20 protein-coding genes are annotated in these 21,953 nt (G+C 63.5%); 7 read left to right on the top strand and 13 right to left on the bottom strand.

The window, feature by feature from the left end; translation table 11 throughout:
• The first annotated feature begins 146 nt into the window (after positions 1–146).
• A complete protein-coding gene (locus BM197_RS15655; protein WP_090713216.1) occupies positions 147–932 on the top strand; it encodes a glycosyltransferase in 786 nt (261 codons plus the stop codon).
• Between the two features lie 31 nt (positions 933–963).
• Here BM197_RS15655 and BM197_RS15650 read toward each other — a convergent pair whose 3' ends face one another.
• The 4 genes from BM197_RS15650 to BM197_RS15635 are packed head-to-tail and all read right to left on the bottom strand — an operon-like array spanning position 964 to position 5,411.
• On the bottom strand, positions 964–2,229 hold the full coding sequence (locus BM197_RS15650) for a polysaccharide biosynthesis protein (RefSeq protein WP_090713214.1): 1,266 nt from the start codon (positions 2,227–2,229) through the stop codon (positions 964–966).
• 22 nt (positions 2,230–2,251) lie between these two features.
• Positions 2,252–3,448 carry a polysaccharide pyruvyl transferase family protein gene (locus BM197_RS15645; protein WP_090713212.1) on the bottom strand — a complete coding sequence of 399 codons (1,197 nt, stop codon included), beginning with the start codon at positions 3,446–3,448 and terminating at the stop codon, positions 2,252–2,254.
• Positions 3,441–4,631, bottom strand: a complete 1,191-nt coding sequence (locus BM197_RS15640; protein ID WP_090713210.1) for an ABC transporter ATP-binding protein — start codon at positions 4,629–4,631, stop codon at positions 3,441–3,443. Before BM197_RS15640 ends, BM197_RS15645 begins: the two co-directional genes overlap by 8 nt.
• A 3-nt stretch (positions 4,632–4,634) precedes the next feature.
• Complete coding sequence (locus BM197_RS15635; RefSeq protein WP_245762584.1) at positions 4,635–5,411, bottom strand: ABC transporter permease; 777 nt, start codon at positions 5,409–5,411, stop codon at positions 4,635–4,637.
• 365 nt (positions 5,412–5,776) lie between these two features.
• Between BM197_RS15635 and BM197_RS15630 the strand changes: the two genes are divergently transcribed.
• Entirely contained in the window at positions 5,777–8,062 is a 2,286-nt protein-coding gene (locus BM197_RS15630; RefSeq protein WP_143095095.1) for a hypothetical protein, read from the top strand.
• 100 nt (positions 8,063–8,162) lie between these two features.
• On the opposite strand, the gene BM197_RS15625 is transcribed toward BM197_RS15630, so the two are convergent.
• From BM197_RS15625 to BM197_RS15615, 3 genes are read right to left on the bottom strand one after another with little or no spacing between them, the layout of a single operon-like run.
• Positions 8,163–9,152, bottom strand: a complete 990-nt coding sequence (locus BM197_RS15625) for a glycosyltransferase family 2 protein (RefSeq protein WP_245762583.1) — start codon at positions 9,150–9,152, stop codon at positions 8,163–8,165.
• Entirely contained in the window at positions 9,152–10,075 is a 924-nt protein-coding gene (locus BM197_RS15620; RefSeq protein WP_090713203.1) for an NAD-dependent epimerase/dehydratase family protein, read from the bottom strand. Before BM197_RS15620 ends, BM197_RS15625 begins: the two co-directional genes overlap by 1 nt.
• Positions 10,068–11,228, bottom strand: a complete 1,161-nt coding sequence (locus BM197_RS15615; protein WP_090713202.1) for a rhamnosyltransferase WsaF family glycosyltransferase — start codon at positions 11,226–11,228, stop codon at positions 10,068–10,070. The genes BM197_RS15620 and BM197_RS15615 overlap by 8 nt, the downstream gene beginning before the upstream one ends.
• 253 nt (positions 11,229–11,481) lie before the next feature.
• Here BM197_RS15615 and BM197_RS15610 point away from each other — a divergent pair, with 253 nt between their 5' ends.
• Entirely contained in the window at positions 11,482–12,351 is an 870-nt protein-coding gene (locus BM197_RS15610; protein WP_245762582.1) for a glycosyltransferase family 2 protein, read from the top strand.
• Here BM197_RS15610 and rfbA read toward each other — a convergent pair.
• The gene (gene rfbA / locus BM197_RS15605) at positions 12,348–13,226 is read right to left on the bottom strand and encodes a glucose-1-phosphate thymidylyltransferase RfbA (protein WP_090713198.1); all 879 of its coding nucleotides are present in this window, start codon (positions 13,224–13,226) and stop codon (positions 12,348–12,350) included. The genes BM197_RS15610 and rfbA overlap by 4 nt on opposite strands.
• 205 nt (positions 13,227–13,431) lie before the next feature.
• Here rfbA and BM197_RS15600 point away from each other — a divergent pair, with 205 nt between their 5' ends.
• On the top strand, positions 13,432–14,568 hold the full coding sequence (locus BM197_RS15600; RefSeq protein WP_245762581.1) for a glycosyltransferase family 4 protein: 1,137 nt from the start codon (positions 13,432–13,434) through the stop codon (positions 14,566–14,568).
• Between the two features lie 50 nt (positions 14,569–14,618).
• Here the strand turns inward: BM197_RS15600 and BM197_RS15595 are convergent, their stop codons facing one another.
• The 3 genes from BM197_RS15595 to BM197_RS15585 are packed head-to-tail and all read right to left on the bottom strand — an operon-like array spanning position 14,619 to position 17,640.
• Positions 14,619–15,983 carry an LCP family protein gene (locus tag BM197_RS15595; RefSeq protein WP_090713194.1) on the bottom strand — a complete coding sequence of 455 codons (1,365 nt, stop codon included), beginning with the start codon at positions 15,981–15,983 and terminating at the stop codon, positions 14,619–14,621.
• Complete coding sequence (purE, locus tag BM197_RS15590) at positions 15,980–16,489, bottom strand: 5-(carboxyamino)imidazole ribonucleotide mutase (RefSeq protein WP_090713265.1); 510 nt, start codon at positions 16,487–16,489, stop codon at positions 15,980–15,982. The genes BM197_RS15595 and purE overlap by 4 nt, the downstream gene beginning before the upstream one ends.
• Positions 16,490–16,506: 17 nt before the next feature.
• Positions 16,507–17,640: a 5-(carboxyamino)imidazole ribonucleotide synthase gene (locus BM197_RS15585; RefSeq protein WP_090713192.1), complete on the bottom strand. Its 1,134-nt coding sequence runs from the start codon at positions 17,638–17,640 to the stop codon at positions 16,507–16,509.
• A 162-nt stretch (positions 17,641–17,802) separates the two neighbouring features.
• On the opposite strand from BM197_RS15585, the gene BM197_RS15580 reads away from it, so the two are divergent.
• Positions 17,803–18,330 carry a GtrA family protein gene (locus BM197_RS15580; RefSeq protein ID WP_090713190.1) on the top strand — a complete coding sequence of 176 codons (528 nt, stop codon included), beginning with the start codon at positions 17,803–17,805 and terminating at the stop codon, positions 18,328–18,330.
• Here BM197_RS15580 and BM197_RS15575 read toward each other — a convergent pair.
• Positions 18,291–18,848 (bottom strand): PH domain-containing protein, encoded by a 558-nt coding sequence (locus BM197_RS15575; RefSeq protein ID WP_090713188.1) that lies wholly within the window; start codon positions 18,846–18,848, stop codon positions 18,291–18,293. The two genes, BM197_RS15580 and BM197_RS15575, sit on opposite strands and share 40 nt — an antisense overlap.
• Positions 18,849–19,032: 184 nt before the next feature.
• Positions 19,033–19,830, bottom strand: coding sequence for a biotin--[acetyl-CoA-carboxylase] ligase (locus BM197_RS15570; RefSeq protein WP_090713186.1), 798 nt, complete (start codon positions 19,828–19,830; stop codon positions 19,033–19,035).
• 99 nt (positions 19,831–19,929) lie between these two features.
• On the opposite strand from BM197_RS15570, the gene BM197_RS15565 reads away from it, so the two are divergent.
• Positions 19,930–21,540 carry an acyl-CoA carboxylase subunit beta gene (locus BM197_RS15565; protein WP_090713184.1) on the top strand — a complete coding sequence of 537 codons (1,611 nt, stop codon included), beginning with the start codon at positions 19,930–19,932 and terminating at the stop codon, positions 21,538–21,540.
• Positions 21,537–21,830, top strand: a complete 294-nt coding sequence (locus BM197_RS15560) for an acyl-CoA carboxylase epsilon subunit (protein WP_245762579.1) — start codon at positions 21,537–21,539, stop codon at positions 21,828–21,830. The genes BM197_RS15565 and BM197_RS15560 overlap by 4 nt, the downstream gene beginning before the upstream one ends.
• The last annotated feature ends 123 nt before the right edge of the window (positions 21,831–21,953 follow it).

Here is a 21,953-nt window from a genome sequence, read left to right as displayed (position 1 = left end):
CAGCGCGATTGGCGCCGTTTCGGCGGACCGTCGATTCTATCCGGTTCACCCGCGCCAGCCGGATCAGGAAGCCTTGGTAAGATCACCCGTTGGACGTCGCTGGCACTCGGGCGCGGCACGTAGACCATCCAGGGAGCAAACGACAGATGTCCGGCGTCAGCGTTATCATTCCGACCGCGCAGGTGAACGGCTGGCTCGACGATGCAGTTCACTCCGTGCTGACCGGCGACGAGTTCTCGGTCCAGGTGATCGTCGTGCACGACGGAGTGCTGCCCGATGCCACAAGGGACTGGATGAGCGATTCGCGGGTGACGGTCGCGCACCACGCAGACAGGATGGGTCCGTCGGCTGGGATGAAGACGGGAGTCGGACTCGCGAACTACCCGTACATTGCCCGGCTGGACGCAGACGATCTGGCGGCCGGCGACAGGCTGTCGAAGCAAGCCCGATTTCTCGACGAGCATCCGGACACTGTCGCGGTGGGGGCGAGGGTGCGACGCATCGATGAGACCGGCGCACCGACCGGTGACGTCAGGGGGCCAGCCGGCGATGACATCCGCCGACACTTCCTCCTGAGCAACGTCCTCGCCCATTCGTCACTGATGTTTCGCCGGGAGGCCTACAACCTGATCGGCGGTTACGACCTGTCGCTGCGGCAGATGGAGGATTACCTCTTCCTGCTTCAGCTTTCCCAACGGGGCCCAGTCGCCATCCTCCCCGATTTCCTAACCAAGTACCGTGTACACGGAACACAGGCGAGCCGTGGCGCGAAACCGTACGGTCGCCACATCCGGCTCGTCACGGGCGAGCGTCTGGCCCTCGCTCGGGTCCTGGGTCAGAACTCGCTCCTTGCCCACGTAAAGAACGTTGCCTGGGTGGCGCTTCAGTACGCCAGGTATTTCGGTCCCATGCGTCCGGGACATGAGCTGTAGAGAATCGAGAACACCCGTCGGCCGCGACGGGTCACTCCACGCCTGCGACCGGGACAGGTAGGGTTCCGACGCCGCTTTTGGCGCTCCGGCGACGAGCGAGGAGGAAGCCGATGTGCAGCACGACCCCGACCATCGGGCCAAGCGTGAGCGCAAGGACCGCGCGCTCACTCAAGCCACCACCCGGGACGCTCATCACGAGCAGTGCGCAGAAGACTGCACCAAGCCAGCCGAGGGCATAGCCGGCGTGGGCTCCGCTGGCCAGGACGGCCGGTCCGGTGATGTACAAACACGCGATCGCAGCCGCAGCCGCGACGAGAAGAGCCAGCAGTTCGCCGCCGAGAACGTACTCGGATCCGAAGAAGAGCTCCAGGATTGCCGGCCCGGTCAGCCTCGCGAGAACCGCCGCGAGTGCTCCGAAAACGGCAAGGCCAGCCGTCAGCCTCAGGAGCAGTCTCCACTGCCCGTCTGGTTTCTTCGCGAACTGCACGACGAGGAAGCCCTGAAAAGCGCTCAACGGCATCAGCAATGGCGCCCGGGTCAAGGTGATCGCCAGAATCAGTGGGGCCAGCTCGTTTTGCTGGCTCCGATCGGAGACCAGCGCCAAAAGGAGAGGAAATCCGGTGATGAGGATCGCCGACCCAGCAGCGGCGGTCATCGTCCTGACGATGTTCCACAACAGCGTCCGATAGCCGTCGGTAAGAACCATCGCCTGTCCGAGCGGGCGCCTGAACAGGACAATCGCCGTTCCCAGCGTGATCGGAAGCGGCGCGACCACCATCCAGGCCAGGAGCGCCGGGTCATCCGTGAACAGCAGAGAAACCGCTACGGTGACGAGGCGCAGGACGCCGTCCATGCCGATGATGAAGGAGACCCCTGCCCAGGAGCCGGTCCCCGCCAGGCTTCCGCTCACGGTCGCCATGAAAACGAAGATCCCGATGCCCAACAGCAATGGCAAAGCGAGAGCAAGGTATGGGTTGCCGAAACTGGACGGCGCCCACAACGGGAGACTGGCGGCCACGAGCACGACGATGCCGAGCGACACTCCGGTCGCGAAACGCCACCCCGAGGTGTGCAACGAGCGATCCGTCCGTACCGACACGGCGACCGACCGCGTCACTTCCTGCTGGACGCCGGCCAGGCAGCCGATCACGAGGTACATGGCCGACCAGAACACCGCGAAGACCGCGTACGCCTCAGGACCAGACACGCGCGCGACAGCCCAGGTCACGACGAGCCCAGAGAGGCCGGCAATAACCGACGCGCCGGCCAGTTGCGCCGCACTCGATGGTCGCTTCATGTGACGCACCTTCCCGTGGGTGCTAGCTGCGAACGAACAACTTGGTCAGCGTGGCGCGGAACCTGGCGTACCGGCGCTGGATGCGCCGCGTCCTGCTGTTCTCGAACAGATCGATCTCTGCTTGCCTCGTCCGAACCTCGTCCTCGAGGATCTCGATCGTCCTCCGAGCGTCGTCCAAACGGTGTTCGGAGAACGCCAGAACCAGATCTCTGTCGCCGAGTACCTGCTGGGCCTGCTGAAGGAGGATGCGGTCCTTGGGATGCGAACCGGTCTCTGCCAGCGAGTCAGCCGGGTCGTCGGCGTCAGAGGCGTCGGTGTGTGAAGCGCCCAGGATGTCACGATACTTCTCGAAAGCGCTGCTGATCTTCACCCGGTCTTCGGCGACCCGCTCGGTGAAGTCGAATTCCTCATGCTCGAGACGCTCGATGAGCGTCGCCAGCTGCGACTCGTTCGACACCATGTGGTCGGCGAGCTGCCTGTCGTCGAAGTAGTAATGCGCTTTCTTCTGGTAGACCGACGCGAACGGGACGTTCTGGCTGTACGCAAAGATGGAGGCGTGGAGTGAGGAAACCACGACGTACTTCATCTGGCCGATCACCGAGTGAAGCTCAAGCGGCTGCAATTCGTCGAGAACGACGGAGTTCGACCAGTCGAATGGCAACGACGTCATGAACGACCGGTCACCGTTGTAATGGGTGAACGGGATGAAGACCTTCTTGTGCGGTATCGCGTTGATGATCGGCGCGAGACGATCGATGAGCCGCAGAGCATGCGGCACCAGGTGAATGCCGACGACGGGCTCGGACTCCTCGACTCCCGGAATCTCGAATCGGGGGCTTTCGAGCGCCGTTGTGGCGCATGGCAGGAGTTCAGCGTCCTTCACGTACCGGTGCAGGACTTCGACCTCTCGGCTTGATCGGGCAGACACGAACTCATACTCGTTCAGGTAGTCGAGATCCGTCGCGGTCGTCCACACTCCTGCGGCGTTGAGGATGTGTCTCCCTCTCCGTCGAAACCTGTCGTAGAAGGGGTCGCCTGTTTCGCGGATGAGTTCTCCACCACCGATCACGAGAGGCGCACGAGGCGCGTCCGAGAACGGGTCGACAATGGAGGAAGACACCCCCAGCTTGTCGAAGATCTGCTGGCTCGCAATGCCGATGGCGATATCGCCGGTGTTCGGACTGATGGAGTCGTACAGTAATCTCGCTTGCTCAGCCATGCATTCCTTCGGTTATCTGAAAGCGTGGGCTCAAACGAATGAGACCATGCCCTACATCATCGCGCGGTGACTCAAACGATGTCGCCCCTGCGACTCTGTGGAAGGTCCTCCCCGCCTGATCGCCCAGTCCAACGTTGATCAGGTACTGCCCTGCCCCCAGCCGGATGTCGGGGACGACAACGGTGAGGTTGTGAACGCCAGGCGTATTCGGCAGCTGAACGGCCCCATCGAAGGTGGTCATGCTGTACAGCTTCATACCGAGGGATGTTTCGATTGATAGGCCGATACCCCAGCTGGGCTGAGGATCGTTGATCTCGATCTCGAGGCGGATCGTCAACTCATCGCTCACCGTGGAACTCACCTGGGTCTCAGCAGACCGCAGGAAGTACGGTGCGACTGCGGGGACTTTCGTCTCGGTTTCCACGGTCACGGCATGCTGCCGATCTGCCTCGTAGCCGGCGCGCAGGATGCGTAACCCCTTGGCCGGGTCGCCATCGTGCTGGATTTCACCGGCGTGCAGAACCACGACACGGTCACAGAGTGCGCCGACCTGCTCAGCCGAGTGGCTCACAAGGACGATGGTCCGGCCCTCGCTCTGGAACTCGGCAATCTTGTCCATGCACTTGCGCTGGAACGGCTCGTCGCCGACCGCGAGGACCTCGTCGACGAGAAGCAGATCCGGGTCGACGTGCACGGCGACAGAGAACGCGAGACGCACATACATACCCGAGCTGTAGAACTTCACTTGCGTGTCGATGAAGTCTTCGATGCCTGAGAACTCGACGATGGCATCGAAGTGTCTTTCGGTCTCCGCCCGCGAGAGCCCCAGAATCGCTGCGTTGAGATAGACGTTCTCACGCCCGGTGAGGTCGGGGTGGAACCCGGCGCCGAGTTCGAGGAGGGCCGCCATGCGACCCCGTCGGAGCACCTGGCCCTGGGTGGGCTGGATGATGCCGCCGACCACCTTCAGCAGGGTGCTCTTGCCTGAGCCGTTGTGGCCGACGAGACCCACAGTCGAACCGGCAAGGACGTCGATGTCGATGTTGCGCAGAGCCCAGAAGTCGTCGGCGGGTCGTGACCTGGCCACGTTCACAAGGCGCTCTTTCACCGACTTGTCCTTGTGCATGACGAATCGCTTGGACACGCCTTGAACGCTGACGACGGTGGGGTTTGAAGAAATCATGGTCTACAGCTCCTGTGCGAAGTCGCCCTGGACACGGGAGAAGATTCGCTGGCACAGCCACACGAAGACCACTCCGGCCAGAACCGCGATCCAGAGACGAAGATCGAGATCCGGGGGCCAGTTCATAGCCGTGGACTCGACAGAACCAGAGAGCCAGAACGCCTTCTGCATGCCGAGGATTCCAAGGGTTATCGGGTTGAGCAGGTAGACCTGCTCGAGAAGCCCTCCCTGGAGGAAGTTGTGAACATACGAGAACGAGTACACGATTGGCGACGCCCAGAAGAGAACGACGAGGGCCACCTCCGTAAGGTGCTCCAGGTCGCGGAAGTAGACGTTGAGGCCGCCAAGGAGAATGCCCAGGCCTGTCCCGAACAGCAGGATGACGATGAACGCAGGCACAGCCGTCGCCAGGTTCGCACTCCACGGGAACTGCCCGAGGACGATTGTTGCACCGATCAGAATGACGAATTGCACGCCAAAGCTGAACAGGGCGCCACCGACGCTGCTCAGAGGGAAGATCTCGCGCGGGAGGTACACCTTCTTGACGAGGCCAGAATTGGAGACGATCGAGGTCGTACCGTTTGAGACGATTTCGGTGAAGAGGGTCCACGCGGTCAATCCGACGAAAACAAAAATAGCGAAGTTCGGAATACTTCGGGCAACGCCCAGGATCTGACCGATTGCGAAGTAGTAGATCAGTAGTTGAGCCAGTGGACGCACCAGGCTCCACAAAATGCCCAGAGCGCTGTTCTTGTAACGCGCCCGGAGCTCTCTCTTCACCAGGAGGAAGAGCAGGTCCCGGTGGGCCCAAATAGCCCGATATGACTGGGCCGTGCCTCGAACGAATCCCTCAGACAGTCCAAACGCTTCTAGCGGCTGGGCCGCGAGACTCCGGGCACGCTCACTTGCACTCGAACCGGTCATACCTTGCTTTCCGTTGTGAATAGAACTCACCAATTGTAGGCGATCGGTCCTGCATAAAAGCCGCGCCTCCTCGCCAACCGGCTCTTCGCCGGTAGTATTCATGAAGGTCAACGCCTGAGGGAGGGCGAGGTCTGCAGTCGTGGAGCGATAGCAGACCCGGCATGACCGCATGAACTGAGGGAAAAATGCGCGTTCGAACTACCCGCTGTGTTGCATTGCTTGTGACGACGCTACTCCTGTGCGTCGGATTTGTGGCATCGCCGTTCTCATCTGACGCGCAGGGCGCTCATGCCGCGACTGCCTCCGATTTCGACCCAGCCAACATCATCAGTGACGCCGTCTTCTTCAACGGGGCCGACATGGGAGCCGCCGCGGTTCAGGACTTCCTCAACAAGCAGCATCAAGGATGCAAGGCTGGCTACACGTGTCTGAGGGACTATAAGCAGTCCACCCCCGACCGCGGGGCGGACGCCATGTGCGATAGCTACCGTGGTGCCGCGAACGAAACAGCTGCAACGATCGTTTTCAAAGTAGGGCGTGCCTGCGGGATAAACCCAAAGGTCCTGCTGGTGACCCTCGAGAAAGAGCAGTCTCTGCTCTCGCACACGAGCCCGTCGCAAGCTCGATACAACATCGCGATGGGCTACGCCTGCCCAGACACTGCCGTGTGCGACTCCCAATATTTCGGATTCTTCAATCAGGTGTACAAGGCCGCGTGGCAGCTGAAACGCTACGGGAACCCGGCGGGCACATCTGAGTACTTCACTTGGTTTCCGGTGGGCAAATCCGCCCCGGTACGTTTTCACCCGAACGCGGCCTGCGGCTCCGCCTCGATTACGATCAAGAACAAGGCGACAGCCGCCCTCTACTACTACACCCCATACCAGCCCAACACGGCGGCCCTGAACAACCTCTACGGGACAGGCGATTCCTGCTCTGCCTATGGCAACCGTAACTTCTGGCGAATGTTCACGGACTGGTTCGGAGACCCGAGTGCGGCGTCGAATCTCGTTCGCACTGGCGACAACCCGGCCGTGTATCTCGTATCGGGAAACGCGAAGTATCCGGTGCGTGACTACTCAATGCTTGACGCGCTTTACCCGCTCGGCTCAGTTGGATACGTGTCACAGCAGTTCCTCGATTCGAAGACCACCGGCGCAGACATGAAGCGGATCGTGCGCTCACCGTCTGGAAAGGTGTTCTTCCTCGATGTGGGAGCGAAATTCCAGTTCATGACGTGTGAAGATGTTTCTGCCTACGGCGTCGACTGTGGAGCATCCATCCTGCTCACCGATAGTCAGCTCTCCGCGTTCCGAGATTCACAATCCATGACCAGACTCTACGAAACGACGAACGGGAAGACCTTCTTCATCGAAGCGGGCAAGAAGCGTGAGGTCGCCGACAAGTCGTCGCTCGCAGCGGTGAATGCCCCGTCCCGCAGCATGGTCCTGTTCGAGAGCGCTATCTCCTACCTTCCGTATGGAGTGCCGGTCGTTCGGGACTCTGTCTTCGCGCAGAAGCGCGGATCGACGTGGCAGGGGTTCATCAGCGGGAGTGGCACGACGATCTCTCCCATGTCGGCGACCGTCGCCGGACAGACCGGGCTCGCCAGCTCGTTCCCCCAGGTACCGCTCGATGAACAGAGCATAGGGGCGCTCAACCGCGCCGGGACGATCTCCGGCTTCGTTCGCGACAGCTCACACCAGACCTTCGTCCTGACCCAGGGCGGTCGGCTAAAGGTCACGAACACCTCGTACCCGGGAATCGAATTCGTCGGAGCGCCGGCCAAGATGCTCGAGACGCTTCCGGTTGTCGCCACGGCGGGCAAGAAACACTTCCTCAAGGGTGTCTCATCCCCCTCGGTGTTCCTGATCGACGATGGCGTCAAGCGCAAGGCCTGGAGCTGGGAAGCCATCATGTCGGCGGAGAAGTCCCCTGACGTCACCCCCGGAATCTGGACCGTTCCTGACGAGACCGTCGGCGTGCTGCCAGACGGCCGCCCGTTGCTGGATGCCGGAAGCCTCGTCAAGCGAAGCTCATCACCGCGCGTCTATCTCGTGGACGGTACAACCCGACTGCTCACGGTCATGTCGTTCGACGTGACCATGGCGCTGGGACTCGGCGCTTCGGTGACGACGATGCCAGACGGCGCCCTGGACAGCTTCGAGCAGTCGAAGTCCCTTCCATCCCCTGCGGTGACGTGCAACGGCCGATCGCTGGTCGGTCTGGACGGCAAGCTGCTCCCGGCCGACGCCGGTACCCTCGCGTCGTACGGCTGGACTGCAACGCCACTCGACCCAGCCACGTGTGCGGCGATGTCGATCACGGAGCAGACGCTCACGAAGTTCCTTCGCGGGCCGGACGGCAAGATCTACTGGATAGACGCCGGGAAGCGTCACCCGCTCAACAGCTGGGCAGCACTTGTCGAGCTCGGTGGAGTGGACAAGTGGATTCAGGCGAGCCCCAGTGCGCTGAACCTTCTCCCGCTCGGAGAACCTCGCTCCTAGGAGTCCCAGTACCCGGTCGCCTGACCTCTGGTTCCAGGCGACCGGGGACCGGGACGTCCGTGTGGGCGCGACGCGCCCACACGGACGTCAGGCTCGATCTCTACCGCTTGCGGGAGTGCTCGAGCGACCCAGCCCGCAGGCTGTCCTGGTCAAGCAGATCGACGGTCGTTGACTTCCGGTAGCTGTGCCACTTCGTCACCTGAAATGCAGGGTTGACGGCGAGCCAGTACAGCTTCCTCTTCCAGCTGAACTGGCCGTCCCGCAGGATGCGGGCAGTATCACCCAGAACCCCTCGCATCGTCAGCCGCCATTGGGTTCGAACGGTCATTTCAGGGATAGGTGTGCCGATGCCACGCAGCCCGACTGTCTCGTCGAAGATGCGTTTGCGAAACTCAGCCAGGGTGAGGTCGTTGGAGTGCTCGACCGCTCCCCTGGGCGCGTACGCCTTGATGTATCCGGCGGTCACGAGATCCCGCCCGAAGAGCTGGTCCTCGGCATACGGCACGTCCCGGTATGGGATCGTCTCCACCAGGAAGTCCCGGCGCGCGACGGAGTTCACATCCGAGTAGAAACTCACAGCACTCAGGACGCCCTCGTCCTGGATGAACTCATCGTGGTAGAAAACCGACGTGCCGAAGTCAGGTCCGAAACCGGAGAACATCCCATTGATCTCATACTTCATCAAGGGGAAGGATCCGGTGCGGGGCACCTGCTTTCCCATCACGGCAACGATCTTTGGAGAGATCGCGAATGGCGCGAGCATCTCGCGGGCCCACGTGTGCGTCAAAGGGATCGCGTCGTGTGTCAGGAACGCGACGAACTCCCCCCGAGCCAATTGAGCCGCAAGGTTTCGAGTCCTCCCGTGGCCGAACTCGGCATTGGGGATCTGATGCAACCGGACCTCTGGGAACTTCTTCACGATCGCAAGCGTGTCATCGGTCGATCCGGAGTCGACGACGAGGATCTCGATGCCGCCGTCCAGGAGCTGCGCCCGCAACTGGCTGAGGATCCGTTCCAGGTAGGTCTCGCCGTTGTAGGTCAGCACAGCGACCGTCAACAATGGGCGTGTTCCTTCAGATGATTCAGTCACTACGGGTTCTCCAGAATCTCCGACCAGGTTGCCGCGACACCTTCATCGAGACGAGTGAGCTCAGGGGTACCGAATTCCTCGGTCATCCGTGACGTGTCCAAAACGACCTTGTCCACAAATGTGCTTGGCGTGGCTCGCACTTCGACGGCGAAGCTCACTCCGGTCACCCGGCGCAGCGACTCGAGGATGTCAGCGATGCTCTGTCCGCCACCGCTGCCGAGGTTGTAGAGCCGATGGCGCGTGTCGCGTTCCACCATCGGAACGATCATGTGCACGAGGTCCTCGACGAAGACATAGTCGCGGACCATCGAACCGTCGCCGTACTGGAGAACAGGCTGACCGGCAGCAATCTGCCGTAGTGCAATCGGTATGAGCCCTTGCCTCCGGTTGGGGTGCTGTCGCGTCCCGTATGGGTTGGAGATACGCAGGATCGTCGACTGTAGGCCGTAGCGGGCCTCGAAGTAACTCAGGTAGTGCTCGATGGCGAGCTTGCCGATTCCGTATGGCGAGATGGGCAGGGCGCGGTCCTCTTCCGAATACCGTTCCTTACCTTGCGGGCCGTAGATCGCGCCCCCTGTTGAGGCGAAGTAGAAGTGTTGGATCTTCGCGGCGGCGCACGCCTCAAGCAACTCGACCGTTTGCGCTATGTTCGTCCGAATGTCGAGGGTGGGATCGCTCTCAGCGGTAGCAGGCGACGTCGTCGACAGGAAGTGGAAAACGATGTCCTGGCCGGCGACGGCTTCTTCGAGGTCTGAGCGACTCAGAAACTCCCCTCGAAACAGCCTGACGCCCACTGCGTCGAATGTCGGTTCCTGGGAACTGAACCGGTCGAACGCCGTCACCTCGTGCCCCGCAGACACGAGCGCGTCGACGAGATGGGAACCGATGAAGCCGTTTGCTCCAATGACGAGCGCCTTAGCCACGCATTGCCCTTCGGAGTGCGTCGTTGAATTGAGCGCCTGAGTCTTCCCAGTTCACGTTGAGCACAGAGGCCGACATCGCGACCGAACGGTCAACCGCGTCCGGCCGGTCCATGACCTCTGCCATCCTCCTGGCGAGCGCCTTCGGCGCCGGCTGCACGTATTCGATGTATGGGTTGTCGGACACCATGCGATTGTTGGGGCCGTCGTTGACGACAGGCGCGACGCCGCTCGACATCAATTCGAGGGGAAGGAGCGACATATTGGTCAGAGAGAGGACGAGCCCGGCCGCGCAGCGGTTGTAGACGGAGTTGAGTTGCTTCAGATCCAGGCTGGCCAGGTTTCGGTATTTGAACGGGATGTCCCAATTGGAGACGTCCCACCCCGCGAGGTTGATCGTCACGTCAGGCCGCATCTGGGCGAAATCGGTGAGTGCGATGACACCCAACTCGAACGCGCGCCTGGCCGTCACCGGTCGCGCGTAGAAGAATACCTCGTTGCGCTTCCGCAGATTCGTCACCGAATAGTGCGTCTTGTCGACACCGAATTCGAATGAATCGCATGTCATCCCGTAGTCCCTGCTCAACTTGTGAGACAGCCAGCCCCCTGCGGTGATGCCGTGGAAACCGAATTTGTACGTGTTCTCGGCGAGGATCGCCTCAGAACCGAGCGGGTAGAAGCTGGGCTCGTAGTCCTGCACGAAATAGAACCGACGGGCGTTCGATGCGTCGAGGAAGGCCGGATACGCGGTCTCCCAGCCGGTCGCGAACAGGGCGTCGGTGTCGGCCGGGACGCCGACGGCCCGATCGTAGTTGTGCATCGACGCTGACACGTTGGCGTACGCGGTCGACTCGGCCACCATCGCTTTCGTCTCGCGGACGCTCGGGACGAGGCTCTGCGTCGAGTAGAAATAGATCGAGCACTTGTGGCCCGCGTTTTCCGCGTACTTGATGAACCGGAAGAGGTTTTGGTGCCCACCGCTCTCGCGGCCCGGCGGGGACATGATCCAGGCGATGTTCAGAGGCCGGTCTGTGACGGTGACCGGGTTCAGCAGCCGCTCAGCGGGTTCCGTCCAGTCGACCAGCGCGGCATCCTTGGTGTCGACGAGCATGCCACCGACTGACCCGTTGTTCTCGACAGTCTGGCGGATGAGCATCGACGACAATTTCGCGAACACCCGTCCCGCAAAGGTGACAATCCCCTCATCGCGGACCAAACGCCATGATCGTCGAGCCGTCTGCAGAATTTTGACCACTGTCTTGGATGTCCTAACTGATCGAGGGCGATGATGCACGAAAGGTCGCGCTGACCGGATCACCCAACGGCACAGTTTAGCAAGGCTGGGAAGATCGATTCTGAGGGGTCGCCCGACACAGCCGCCAGCATGCCGCGCGACTAGACTTGTGCCGATGTCCAACACGCCCCTCGAATCCACGGCAATCGTGACCGTGACCTTTAATTCGGCCAACCAGCTTTCGGCGTTTCTGGGCTCAGTGGGCGACTCGGAACAGGTCGACATTCCGGTGTGTGTCGTTGAGAATGCTTCGCCTGAGGGAGAGGCGACGGAGCGCATCGCCAGCGAGCACAACGCCGAATTCCTGAGCCTCGAAACCAACCTGGGTTATGGAGGAGCGGTGAACGCTGCCGTCCGGCGGCTGGACCCGTCGATCGACACAATCCTGATTTCGAACCCGGATGTCGCCTTCGGGCGCGGGCTGGTGAGCGAATTGGCGATCTGGCTCCGTGACCACCCCGAGACCGCGGCTGTCGGCCCTCGGATCCTCAATGCCGACGGCACGACGTATCCGTCGGCGCGGGCTCTTCCCTCCCTGAGGACAGGGATCGGCCATGCCATCTTCTCGCGGGTGTGGCCAGAGAACCCGTGGTCGCGTCGGTACCGGGCAGAAGCGATCACGAATGATGAGGCTCGACACGCCGGTTGGCTCTCCGGCTCCTGCATGATGGTTCGCAGGTCCGCCTTCGAACAGGTGGGCGGATTCGACGAAAGCTACTTCATGTATTTCGAAGATGTGGATCTCGGCTACCGGCTTGCCAAAGCGGGCTGGACGAATGACTACCTTCCACGAGCCTCAGCGACGCACTACGGCGCTCAGTCGACCTCGTCTGACCCCTCGAGAATGCTCCGTGCCCATCACGACAGCGCACTCCGCTACCTCGATCGGAAGTACTCCGCGAGATGGCTGGCGCCCGTGAGGGCAGCGATCCATTTGGGGCTCAACCTCCGGCTGCGACTCGTGTTGAGACGTTCCCGCCTCTAGAACCGCCGCTTGGTCGCCGTAAGGAGGGTGCCCAGGTACGATCCGTACCCGCTTTTCACCAGCGGAGCGGCCAGAAGAGCCAGCTGCCCGTCGTCGATCCAGCCCGCGCGCCAGGCGATCTCTTCGATGCAGCCAACCTTGAAGCCCTGCCGGTCTTCGATCACGCGCACGTATTCGGAAGCCTGCATCATGGATTCGAATGTTCCCGTGTCGAGCCACGCCGTTCCGCGATCCAGCACCTGGACCTGGAGTTTGCCCGACTGGAGGTAGCGCTCGTTGATCGTCGAGATCTCGAGTTCCCCACGGGCGCTCGGCTCGATGGTCTTGGCGACCTCGACGACGGAATTGTCGTAGAAGTACAAGCCGGGCACCGCATAGTTGCTTTTCGGCGTCACCGGCTTCTCCTCGATGGAGAGCGCGGTGAAGTTGTCGTCGAACTCGACAACACCGTATGAGGTCGGATTGGAGACGTGGTACGCGAAAATGAGCGCGCCGTCGATCTGCCCGTGGTCGCGAAGAGCGGACCCAAGACCGGTTCCGTGGAAGATGTTGTCGCCGAGGACGAGCGCGACGCTTTCGTCTCCGATGAATTCCTCGCCGATGATGAAGGCCTGCGCGAGCCCATCAGGTGAGGGCTGCACCGCGTACTCGAGCGTGATCCCGAGTTCGCTTCCGTCTCCGAGCAACGCCCTGAACTGCTCGTTGTACTCGGGCGTCGTGATGATCAGAATCTCTTTAATTCCCGCCATCATGAGCGTCGACAACGGGTAGTAGATCATCGGCTTGTCGTAGATCGGCATCAGTTGCTTCGAAATGCCCTTGGTGATCGGCCACAAACGTGTGCCGGACCCGCCGGCGAGAATAATTCCGCGCATAGTATTCCCCAGTGTACCGTCGAGGCCCGGACCGGATTCTGCAGCCCGAGTCGCCACGTCCGGGCACTCTGCGAGGGCGATGCACGACGAGCAATTAGAATCGAGCAGCACCTCACAAAGGAAATACATTGCGGGATCTCATCGCTTGGCCGTTCGTATGCCTCGAATTGGGCGACCCGCTTCGACTCAGCAAGAGCGAGGACTAGTGACAACAACGCTGAGGGTCATCGTCGATCAGATGGTCACACCGCTGCCGAGCGGCATCGCCCGCTACACCGAGGAGCTCGCGAGGGCTCTGATCCAGACCGCTCCTAAGGGGTGCGCCGTTGAGGGGATCGTCTCGGCGCTCCCACCCGACAAGATCGCCGCCGTTGAGGAAGCCCTTCCGGGCCTCGCAGCGCTGCACAGGACCACACTTCCCCGCCGTGAGCTTGCCGGGGCCTGGCAGCTTGGCATCGTACCGACGCTCGGTTCGGGGATGATCCACTCCCCCACGCTCCTGGCTCCGTTGCGCAGGCATGAACGCGAGTTCGACGGGACGCAGATGATCGTGACCATCCACGACACCCTTCCGTGGACGCATTCGAAGTCCCTCACCCCGACGAACGTCGCTTGGCACAAAACGATGATGAAGCGGGCGAAGAAGCACGCGGATGCCATCGTGGTGCCGACTCACGCTGTCGCCGAACAGCTCGCTGACATCGTCGACTTCGGCGATCGAGTTCGCGTCATCCCCGGTGCTGTCGCATCAGGTCTCACCCTTCCGGCGGACGCCGACTGGCGGGCGAGCAAACTCGACCTGCCAGACGAGTACATCGTCACCGTGGGGTCGCTGGATCCGCGCCGGGGCATCACCCAGCTCATCAGCGGGCTCGGCGAACCCGGCGCACCGGACCTTCCGGTCCTCGTGCTTGGACCGGACACCTGGGGCGAGCTGTCCCTCGCCGTCGTCGCCGACGAAGCCGGCCTTCCTGAGGGCCGCATTCGCGCGCTCGGTTACCTCTCCGACGCCGACCTCGCGGTCGTGCTCTCCCGGGCCAGCGTCTTCGTCTACCCGAGCCTGCAGGAGGGGTTCGGGCTCCCGATGGTCGAGGCGTTCTCCTTTGGCATCCCCGTCGTGCACTCCGATGATCCCGCCCTCATGGAGGTGTCCGGCGGCGCAGGCGTTGCCGTGGAGCGGGGCAAGAACGGGTACGCCGAACGGCTGGCGGATGCCGTGGCATCCGTTCTCGGCGACCCCCAGAAAGCCGCTCGGATGCGCATCGTCGGACACGACAGGGCGCGGGCGTTCAGTTGGCGAGACTCCGCCGAGCGGGTCTGGGCGCTCCACGCGGACCTGTAAGTCCGGGCCGGTCAACGCTGAGGAGGCTCAGCGGCGACCGGGCCGTCCGGCTAGCCCTCAGGGGCCGGTGTGGGGGTCGGCGGGTTGAGGTCCGCCTGGATCAGCGCGCGGATGTCATCGAAATCGGGGGCATCCTGGTCGATGTTGTTCGCGGGCGTCAGCTCGACTGAGCTGATCGGCTGTTCCTTGGATTTCATCGCGAGGTTCGTGAAGTAGCCGAGCATGTCCTGGGGGACATCGGTTTTCACCACCTGGGTTCCGGCCTGCGCGATCGCCTGGAACTTCGTGAGCACGTTCGCCGGTGTGAACTGCTGAAGAATTGCGGCCTGCAGCTCGCGCTGCCGTTCCATCCGGTCGAAGTCATTCGTCGAGTGCCGCGAACGGGCATACCACTGCGCGTGGTAACCATCGAGGGTCTGGGGTCCGGGCTGGATCCACTCCACCACGCCGACCAGATTCTCGTCACCACCGATCGGCAGTCGTTCCTTCACCGTCACCTTCACACCGCCGAGGGCGTCGATGAGGTCGGCGAAACCCTGCATATCGACGAGGGCGTAGTACTGGATCTCCAGCCCCGTGATACCCTCGGCCGCTTCCTTCGTCGCTTCGATCCCCGGCGTCGACCCCGTCGATGCGGCATCCGAATAGAGATCCTGGTGGCGCAACTCGGCTTCGGTGTACACAGCGTTGAGTTTGCACGCACTGACGTCGCAGTTGCGGAATCCGTTCGGATACAGCTCGGCCATCGGCGAGTCCGCGGAGAACGGCACCTTGCGCATGTCCCTCGGCAGCCCGATCATCGTGACCCGGCCGGTTTCTGCGTCGATCGACACGACGGAGATGCTGTCCGGGCGGAGCCCCTCGCGGTCGGGGCCGGCGTCACCGCCGAGAAGCAGGACGTTGTACCGGCCGTCGACCGGCGGCACCGATGCCGCGCCCGAACCGAAGATCGACTGCAGGGTTCCCCTGGTCACCCCGGCGTAGTACGCCCCGATGGTCGGGGTGCCCACGGATGCCACCAGGAGGAACACCGCGAATGCAGCGATCCAGAACCGCGAACCGGGCGCCGCCCGAACCAGCCGCACGAGTCGCAACGTGTCGACGGTCAGCACGAACCACAGCACGGCATACGCCGCCAGAAGGGCCTGTGCGGCGGTGAGGGCGAACGAGTTCGTGAGGACGGACAGGATGGCGGAACGCCAGAGCAGGTACGCCACGATCGCGAACGCAGCAAGAACCCACATCGTGAGCGTCGCGGCGAGACCGATCCGTCCTAGTTTGCGGTTGCCGGCGAGCACCTGGGCGGAGCCGGGAATGAGAAAGTTCAGCGCGACCAGCCACCAGGCTCGACGCGTCATCAGTTGGGGGGCGCCCACATCCGGGTAGCGGATCGGACTCTCGAGGGATGCGCTCATAGCTGGAGCTTGAGCGCCCGGTTCTTCGCTTCAACCTGCTCGGCGAGGTCTGTCGAATAGGCGGCAAGCTTCGCGGAGAGCTCCTCATCGGCCGTCGCGAGGATCCGCACCGCAAGCAGTCCGGCGTTCTTCGCGCCGCCGATCGAGACGGTCGCCACGGGGATGCCACCGGGCATCTGCACGATCGAGAGCAAGGAGTCGAGACCATCGAGTTTCGCGAGCGGAACGGGAACGCCGATCACGGGAAGCGTCGTGACGGATGCCAGCATGCCAGGCAGGTGCGCTGCGCCGCCCGCGCCCGCGATGATTACTTTAAGGCCGCGGGAGACTGCATCCCGTCCGTAGGCGATCATCTTCTCGGGCGTGCGGTGGGCGCTCACGACCTCGACCTCGTGGTCGACTCCGAACGCGGAGAGGACCTCGCTCGCTGCAGCCATAACCGACCAGTCGGAATCGCTGCCCATGACAACGCCGACACGGGGACGCACTGAATCGTGGAATGGCATGAGGTCCATGCTAAATGTCAGTCCTGAAGAAACGCCGCTGCGGCGCGCGCTTCATAGGCGACGACGTCGAGTTCCGTACCGCTCGCGTTGACGTGGCCCACTTTGCGGCCGGGACGGGGGTCCTTGCCGTAGTTGTGGATCTTCGCGGTGGGGTGGGCGCTCATCGCTCCGGGGTACCGGTCGGACAGCGCGCCTTCTCTGGGTCCGCCGAGGATGTTCACCATGACGGTGTGCGGTTCGGTGCATCCGGTCGCGCCGAGCGGGAGGTCGAGCACAGCGCGGAGGTGTTGTTCGAACTGGCTCGTGGTCGAACCATCCTGCGTCCAGTGCCCCGAGTTGTGCGGGCGCATGGCGAGTTCGTTCACCAGTAGCCGATCGTCCGCGGTTTCGAAGAGCTCCACCGCGAAGACACCGGTGACGCCGAGCCCGGTGGCAACGTCCGTCGCGATCTGGGCGGCGACATCCGCGATCCGGATGGCGAATCCCGGCGCGGGCGCGATCACTTCGGCGCACACGCCGTCGCGCTGGATGGACTCGACGACGGGCCAGAGCACGAGCTCACCCGACGGGCGGCGGGCGGACAGTTGGGCCAGTTCCCTGCGGAAGTCGACGAGCTCTTCGACGAGGAGGGCATCGCCTGCGCCATGCTCCGCCAGGACGGTGAACCAGTCGCTCGCTTCGTGGGCGGCGGAGACGACCCGGACACCTTTGCCGTCGTACCCGCCGCGGGGGGTCTTCACGACGGCGTGACCGCCGTTCGCGTCGAGGAACGCCTGCAGGTCGGCCTCGGTTTCCACCCGGGCCCACACCGGCACAGGGAGGCCGAGGTCGCTGAGCTTCTGCCTCATCAGCAGTTTGTCCTGAGCGTAAAGCAGAGCGTCCGGACCCGGGTGCACCGGGATGCCCGCGTCGACGAGCGCCCGGAGCACATCCTGGGGAACGTGTTCGTGATCGAAGGTGACCACGTCGACCTCTTTGGCGAAGGCGAGGACGACATCCACGTCGTGGTAGTCCCCCACAGCCGTTGCGGCGAGCTGTGCGGACATCCCATCGGCTTCGGCGAGTACGCGAAGGTCGATGCCGAGGTTCACTGCCGCGGGGATCATCATCCGGGCAAGCTGTCCGCCGCCAATTACACCAACACGAACCACGGCCGTCGCCTCCCAGCGGGTAAATTTTTGCTTGCGTGAGCAGGGACCTCCCAGCGGTCCCCGGTGGGAGGTCGCATAAACTGCTTACCCAGCCTATCTTCGCGCATGGTGCCTTGCTCGAAGTACGACATCAACCGGCCCTTGTCGAAAACGGAGCAGGACATGACCGCAGCAGCGCCGCCCGGCCGGGTGCGTCGGCTCCTGGTGCAGGTGTCGCAATTCGGGCTCGTCGGAGCGGCCGGCCTGCTCGTGGACCTCACGGTGTTCAACGCGCTCCGGCTCACGCTCCTCGCGCCGGAGAACCTTGACGCGGGCCCGCTTCTCGCCAAGGCCATCTCCACCCTGCTCGCGATCGTCACCAACTGGCTGGGCAACCGCTACTGGACCTTCGCGAGCGACCGCCGCTCGGACACCGCCCGCGAGGGCATGGAATTCTTCGCCGTGTCGCTCGCCGGCATGGGCATCGGCCTCGGCTGCCTCTGGGTGTCGCACTATGTGCTCGGGTTCACCTCGGTGCTCGCCGACAACATCTCGGCGAACGTCGTCGGTCTCGCCCTCGGCGCCGTGTTCCGTTTCACCCTCTACCGTTACTGGGTGTTCTCGCCGAACCGCGGAGCATCCGTCGTTCGCCCGGATGCCGTTCCGGCAGGTCAGAACGCGGCGGTCGCCGTCCCTGGCGAACCGGCATGACTGGTCAGGACGATCTGGTTGCGCTCGATCAGTTCGTGCAGCGTCTCCAGAACCTCGGCAGCGCCGGGAACATCGCGGAGGACGAGCGACTTCTCGACACCTGAGCTGATGTGGATGTCTCCTGAGCCCAATGCGCTCTGCAACCAGCTCTGCTTGAGCGTGACATGGTAGCCACGGCTGTGGAAGATCTCCCTGCGTTCACGGACGAAGAACCCGCGGCGGGCGATCACCCGCCGCGTCGTAATGGTGCACCGGTGGTTGAGCCAGGCGATGTACGGGAACAGGACGAGCAGCACAAAGAGCAGGATGGCGGCGACCACGAACAGGACGTGCTGCCACAGTTCGGGAAACAGAGCGACCGCGTAGATCGTCGCGCCGGGCAGTGCGATCAGCACCAGGGCCGGCCAGAACAGGGAGCGCGCGTGAGGGCGGAGCCGGGCGATGACGCGTTCCGTGGGGACAACGGGTCGAGAGGCGTCTGGGGGCAGGCTCGCTGCGGCGCTCGGATACTCTGCCATGCTTCATTCCTATCACCGGCCGGGCTGCTGCCCCGACTGCACCGCCGCTGCCCGGCCGTTTCCCGGCTCCGGTTCTTCTGCGGCTCGGTCACTATTGGCTGGACGGTTTGCTGCTCGGTCGCTGACGGTCGAAAAACGAGCCCGACTTCAGCCAATGTCGACCGAGGTGCGGCCGCCGCAGCGATCAGCGAGCGCGCAGGTGGGTGACGTCGCCGGCGGACACCGGGGTGAGGTCGGGAGAACCGTCCGCCTGCACGAGGATGCGCCCGGACGCATCGATTCCCCTGGCAATCCCCGCGAGGATGTTCCCGCCGGGCAGTTCGACGTTCACCCGGGAACCGACGGTGCCGCAGGCCTCGGTCACCGCGGCCTGGAGGCCGCTCGCCTGCGCATCCCCACCGGCCGCGCGGAACGAATCAACCAGCCCGCGGAACTCGCGAAGGTAGGCCGAGAGCACAGCGTCGGGATCCGGATGCTCCGCCCCGGCGAGGACGAGGGAGGTTGCGGTCGGAACCGGCAGCTGCTCCTCGGTCATGGTCAGGTTTACGCCGGCGCCGACGACGACGCTCGGCACCGCTCCAACGACGAGCTCCGAGAGGACGCCGCTGATCTTCCTGCCCCCGACAAGGACGTCGTTCGGCCATTTCAACGACACGTCGTCGCGGCCGGGGAGCGCTTCCCGGACGGCGCGGGTCATCGCGAGCCCTGCGGCGAGCGGCAACCAGCCGAGCGCGTCGATGCGGAGTGACGCGTCGGCGCGCACGAGGACGGACACGGCGAGGGTGGTGCCGGGTGGGCTGACCCAGACCCGTCCGAGGCGCCCGCGCCCATGCGTCTGCGTGTCGGTGACGACGACCGAGAAGTCGGGCCAGCCGTCGGCATCCGCAGCGGCTGAGACGAGAACGTCGTTCGTCGACGGGGTCTCCTCGAGGATCTCGAGGCGGGTTGAGACGGCGGCTGAACGGGGCAAGCTGGATGTCATGGCACCACGATACGCGCCGCTAATCTCCAAGACCGGGCGAGGCTCGTTGTAGGCATCCGCCAACGGTATGGCGATATCCCTGCACACTAGAGTGAAGAGGTGACCGAGAACGCAGCTACTCAATCCGATGCGCCCGACCTGTACACGACGGCCGGGAAACTCGCCGATCTGAAGCAGCGCTACCACGAAGCCGTCACGGCGTCCGGTGAGGCTGCGGTCGCCAAGCAGCACGCCAAGGGCAAGATGACCGCCCGCGAGCGGATCACGGAGCTCCTCGACCCGGGCAGCTTCGTCGAACTGGACGAGTTCGTCCGGCACCGCACCCACGCCTTCGGCATGGAGAAGTCGCGCCCGTACGGTGACGCGGTCGTCACTGGCACCGGAACGATCCATGGACGCCAGGTCGCCGTGTACTCCCAGGACTTCACCATCTTCGGCGGGTCGCTCGGCGAGGTCGCGGGCGAGAAGATCATCAAGATCATGGACCACGCCCTCAAGACCGGCGTTCCGATCATCGGGATGCTCGACTCCGGCGGTGCCCGGATCCAGGAGGGCGTCGTCGCCCTCGGCAAGTACGGCGAGATCTTCCGCCGCAACACCGCGGCATCCGGCGTCATCCCGCAGATCTCGATCATCATGGGCCCGGCAGCGGGCGGCGCCGTCTACTCGCCCGCCCTCACCGACTTCGTCATCATGGTCGACAAGACCAGCCAGATGTTCGTCACCGGCCCCGACGTGATCAAGACCGTCACCGGCGAAGACGTCGGCATGGAGGAGCTCGGTGGAGCGCTCACGCACAACACCCGCTCCGGTGTCGCACACTACCTCGCCAGCGACGAGTCGGATGCCCTCGACTACGCCCGCACCCTGGTCGGCTTCCTGCCGGACAACAACCTCGCCGAGCTTCCCGTCTACGAGAGCGACGTCGAGCTGGAGACGACGGATGCCGACCGCAAGCTGAACACGATCATCCCCGACTCCCCCAACCAGCCGTACGACGTGACAACGGTCATCGAGCACGTCGTCGACTCGGGTGACTTCCTCGAGGTACAGCCGTTGTTCGCCCCGAATATTGTCATCGGTTTTGCCCGGGTCGAGGGACGCACGGTCGGCATCATCGCGAACCAGCCGAACGCGATGGCCGGCACCCTCAACATCGAAGCCGGCGAGAAGGCGTCCCGTTTCGTGCGTTTCTGCGACGCCTTCAGCATCCCGATCCTCACCCTCGTCGACGTTCCCGGCTACCTGCCGGGCACCGACCAGGAGTGGACGGGTGTCATCCGCCGTGGCGCGAAACTGCTCTACGCCTACGCCGAAGCCACTGTCCCGCTCGTCACCGTGATCCTCCGTAAGGCGTACGGCGGCGCGTACATCGTGATGGGGTCGAAGCAGCTCGGTGCTGACATCAACCTGGCCTGGCCGACAGCGGAGATCGCGGTCATGGGCGGGCAGGGCGCGGTCAACATCCTCTACCGCGGTGAGATCAAGCGCGCCGAGGCAGCAGGCGAAGACGTCGCAGCCGTGCGCACGAAGCTCGCAAACGAGTACACCTACAACGTGGCGAGCCCGTTCCTCGCGGCCGAACGCGGCGAACTCGACGGCGTCATCGAACCGGCCGCAACACGCGTCGCTGTGATCAAGGCGCTGCGCTCGCTCAAGGGCAAGCGGGCGAGCCTCCCGCCAAAGAAGCATGGGAACATCCCGCTGTGACCGGGCAGGAATCGATCGAGCGGCGTCCGAAGCGCGGCGTGCCGGCGCGGCCGGGCCCGTTCGTCACCGAGGAATCAGACGACGGCGTCAACGTCAGGGTTCTGCGCGGTTCGCCGACACCTGCGGAGATAGCGGCGGTCACCGCCGTCCTGACCGCCGCTGTCGTCGAGGAATCTGCCGGCGCTGACGCCGTCCTGTCGCACGGCCCCTCCGCTTGGCAGCGCAGCACCCGTATCCTGCGCACGCCCCTCATGGCCGGCCCAGGACAGTGGCGGAACTTCTCCGCCTGACGGTCCCCCAAAGAGCCGACTAGCGGCCACAAGTACTTCCCCTCCAGAATGAGAGCGCAAGGTGTCTCTCTTAGAGGGTTGCACCACCAGACGATTCGCTCGAATTAGGGTAGTAGCGGCGTT

It is taken from the genome of Mycetocola miduiensis, assembly GCF_900115155.1.
Classification (GTDB): domain Bacteria; phylum Actinomycetota; class Actinomycetes; order Actinomycetales; family Microbacteriaceae; genus Mycetocola_A; species Mycetocola_A miduiensis.
This window is presented reverse-complemented; position numbering and strand designations above follow the sequence as displayed.

Excerpts from the sequence above, each read along its gene's own strand:
- BM197_RS15580 (WP_090713190.1), top strand. The coding sequence starts at position 17,803 with ATGACCGCAGCAGCGCCGCCCGGCCGGGTGCGTCGGCTCCTGGTGCAG.
- BM197_RS15655 (WP_090713216.1), top strand. The coding sequence starts at position 147 with ATGTCCGGCGTCAGCGTTATCATTCCGACCGCGCAGGTGAACGGCTGG.
- BM197_RS15575 (WP_090713188.1), bottom strand. The coding sequence starts at position 18,848 with ATGGCAGAGTATCCGAGCGCCGCAGCGAGCCTGCCCCCAGACGCCTCT.
- BM197_RS15645 (WP_090713212.1), bottom strand. The coding sequence starts at position 3,448 with ATGGCTGAGCAAGCGAGATTACTGTACGACTCCATCAGTCCGAACACC.
- BM197_RS15615 (WP_090713202.1), bottom strand. The coding sequence starts at position 11,228 with ATGCTCATCCGCCAGACTGTCGAGAACAACGGGTCAGTCGGTGGCATG.
- BM197_RS15640 (WP_090713210.1), bottom strand. The coding sequence starts at position 4,631 with ATGATTTCTTCAAACCCCACCGTCGTCAGCGTTCAAGGCGTGTCCAAG.
- purE (WP_090713265.1), bottom strand. The coding sequence starts at position 16,489 with ATGCCATTCCACGATTCAGTGCGTCCCCGTGTCGGCGTTGTCATGGGC.
- rfbA (WP_090713198.1), bottom strand. The coding sequence starts at position 13,226 with ATGCGCGGAATTATTCTCGCCGGCGGGTCCGGCACACGTTTGTGGCCG.
- BM197_RS15610 (WP_245762582.1), top strand. The coding sequence starts at position 11,482 with ATGTCCAACACGCCCCTCGAATCCACGGCAATCGTGACCGTGACCTTT.
- BM197_RS15595 (WP_090713194.1), bottom strand. The coding sequence starts at position 15,983 with ATGAGCGCATCCCTCGAGAGTCCGATCCGCTACCCGGATGTGGGCGCC.
- BM197_RS15650 (WP_090713214.1), bottom strand. The coding sequence starts at position 2,229 with ATGAAGCGACCATCGAGTGCGGCGCAACTGGCCGGCGCGTCGGTTATT.
- BM197_RS15570 (WP_090713186.1), bottom strand. The coding sequence starts at position 19,830 with ATGACATCCAGCTTGCCCCGTTCAGCCGCCGTCTCAACCCGCCTCGAG.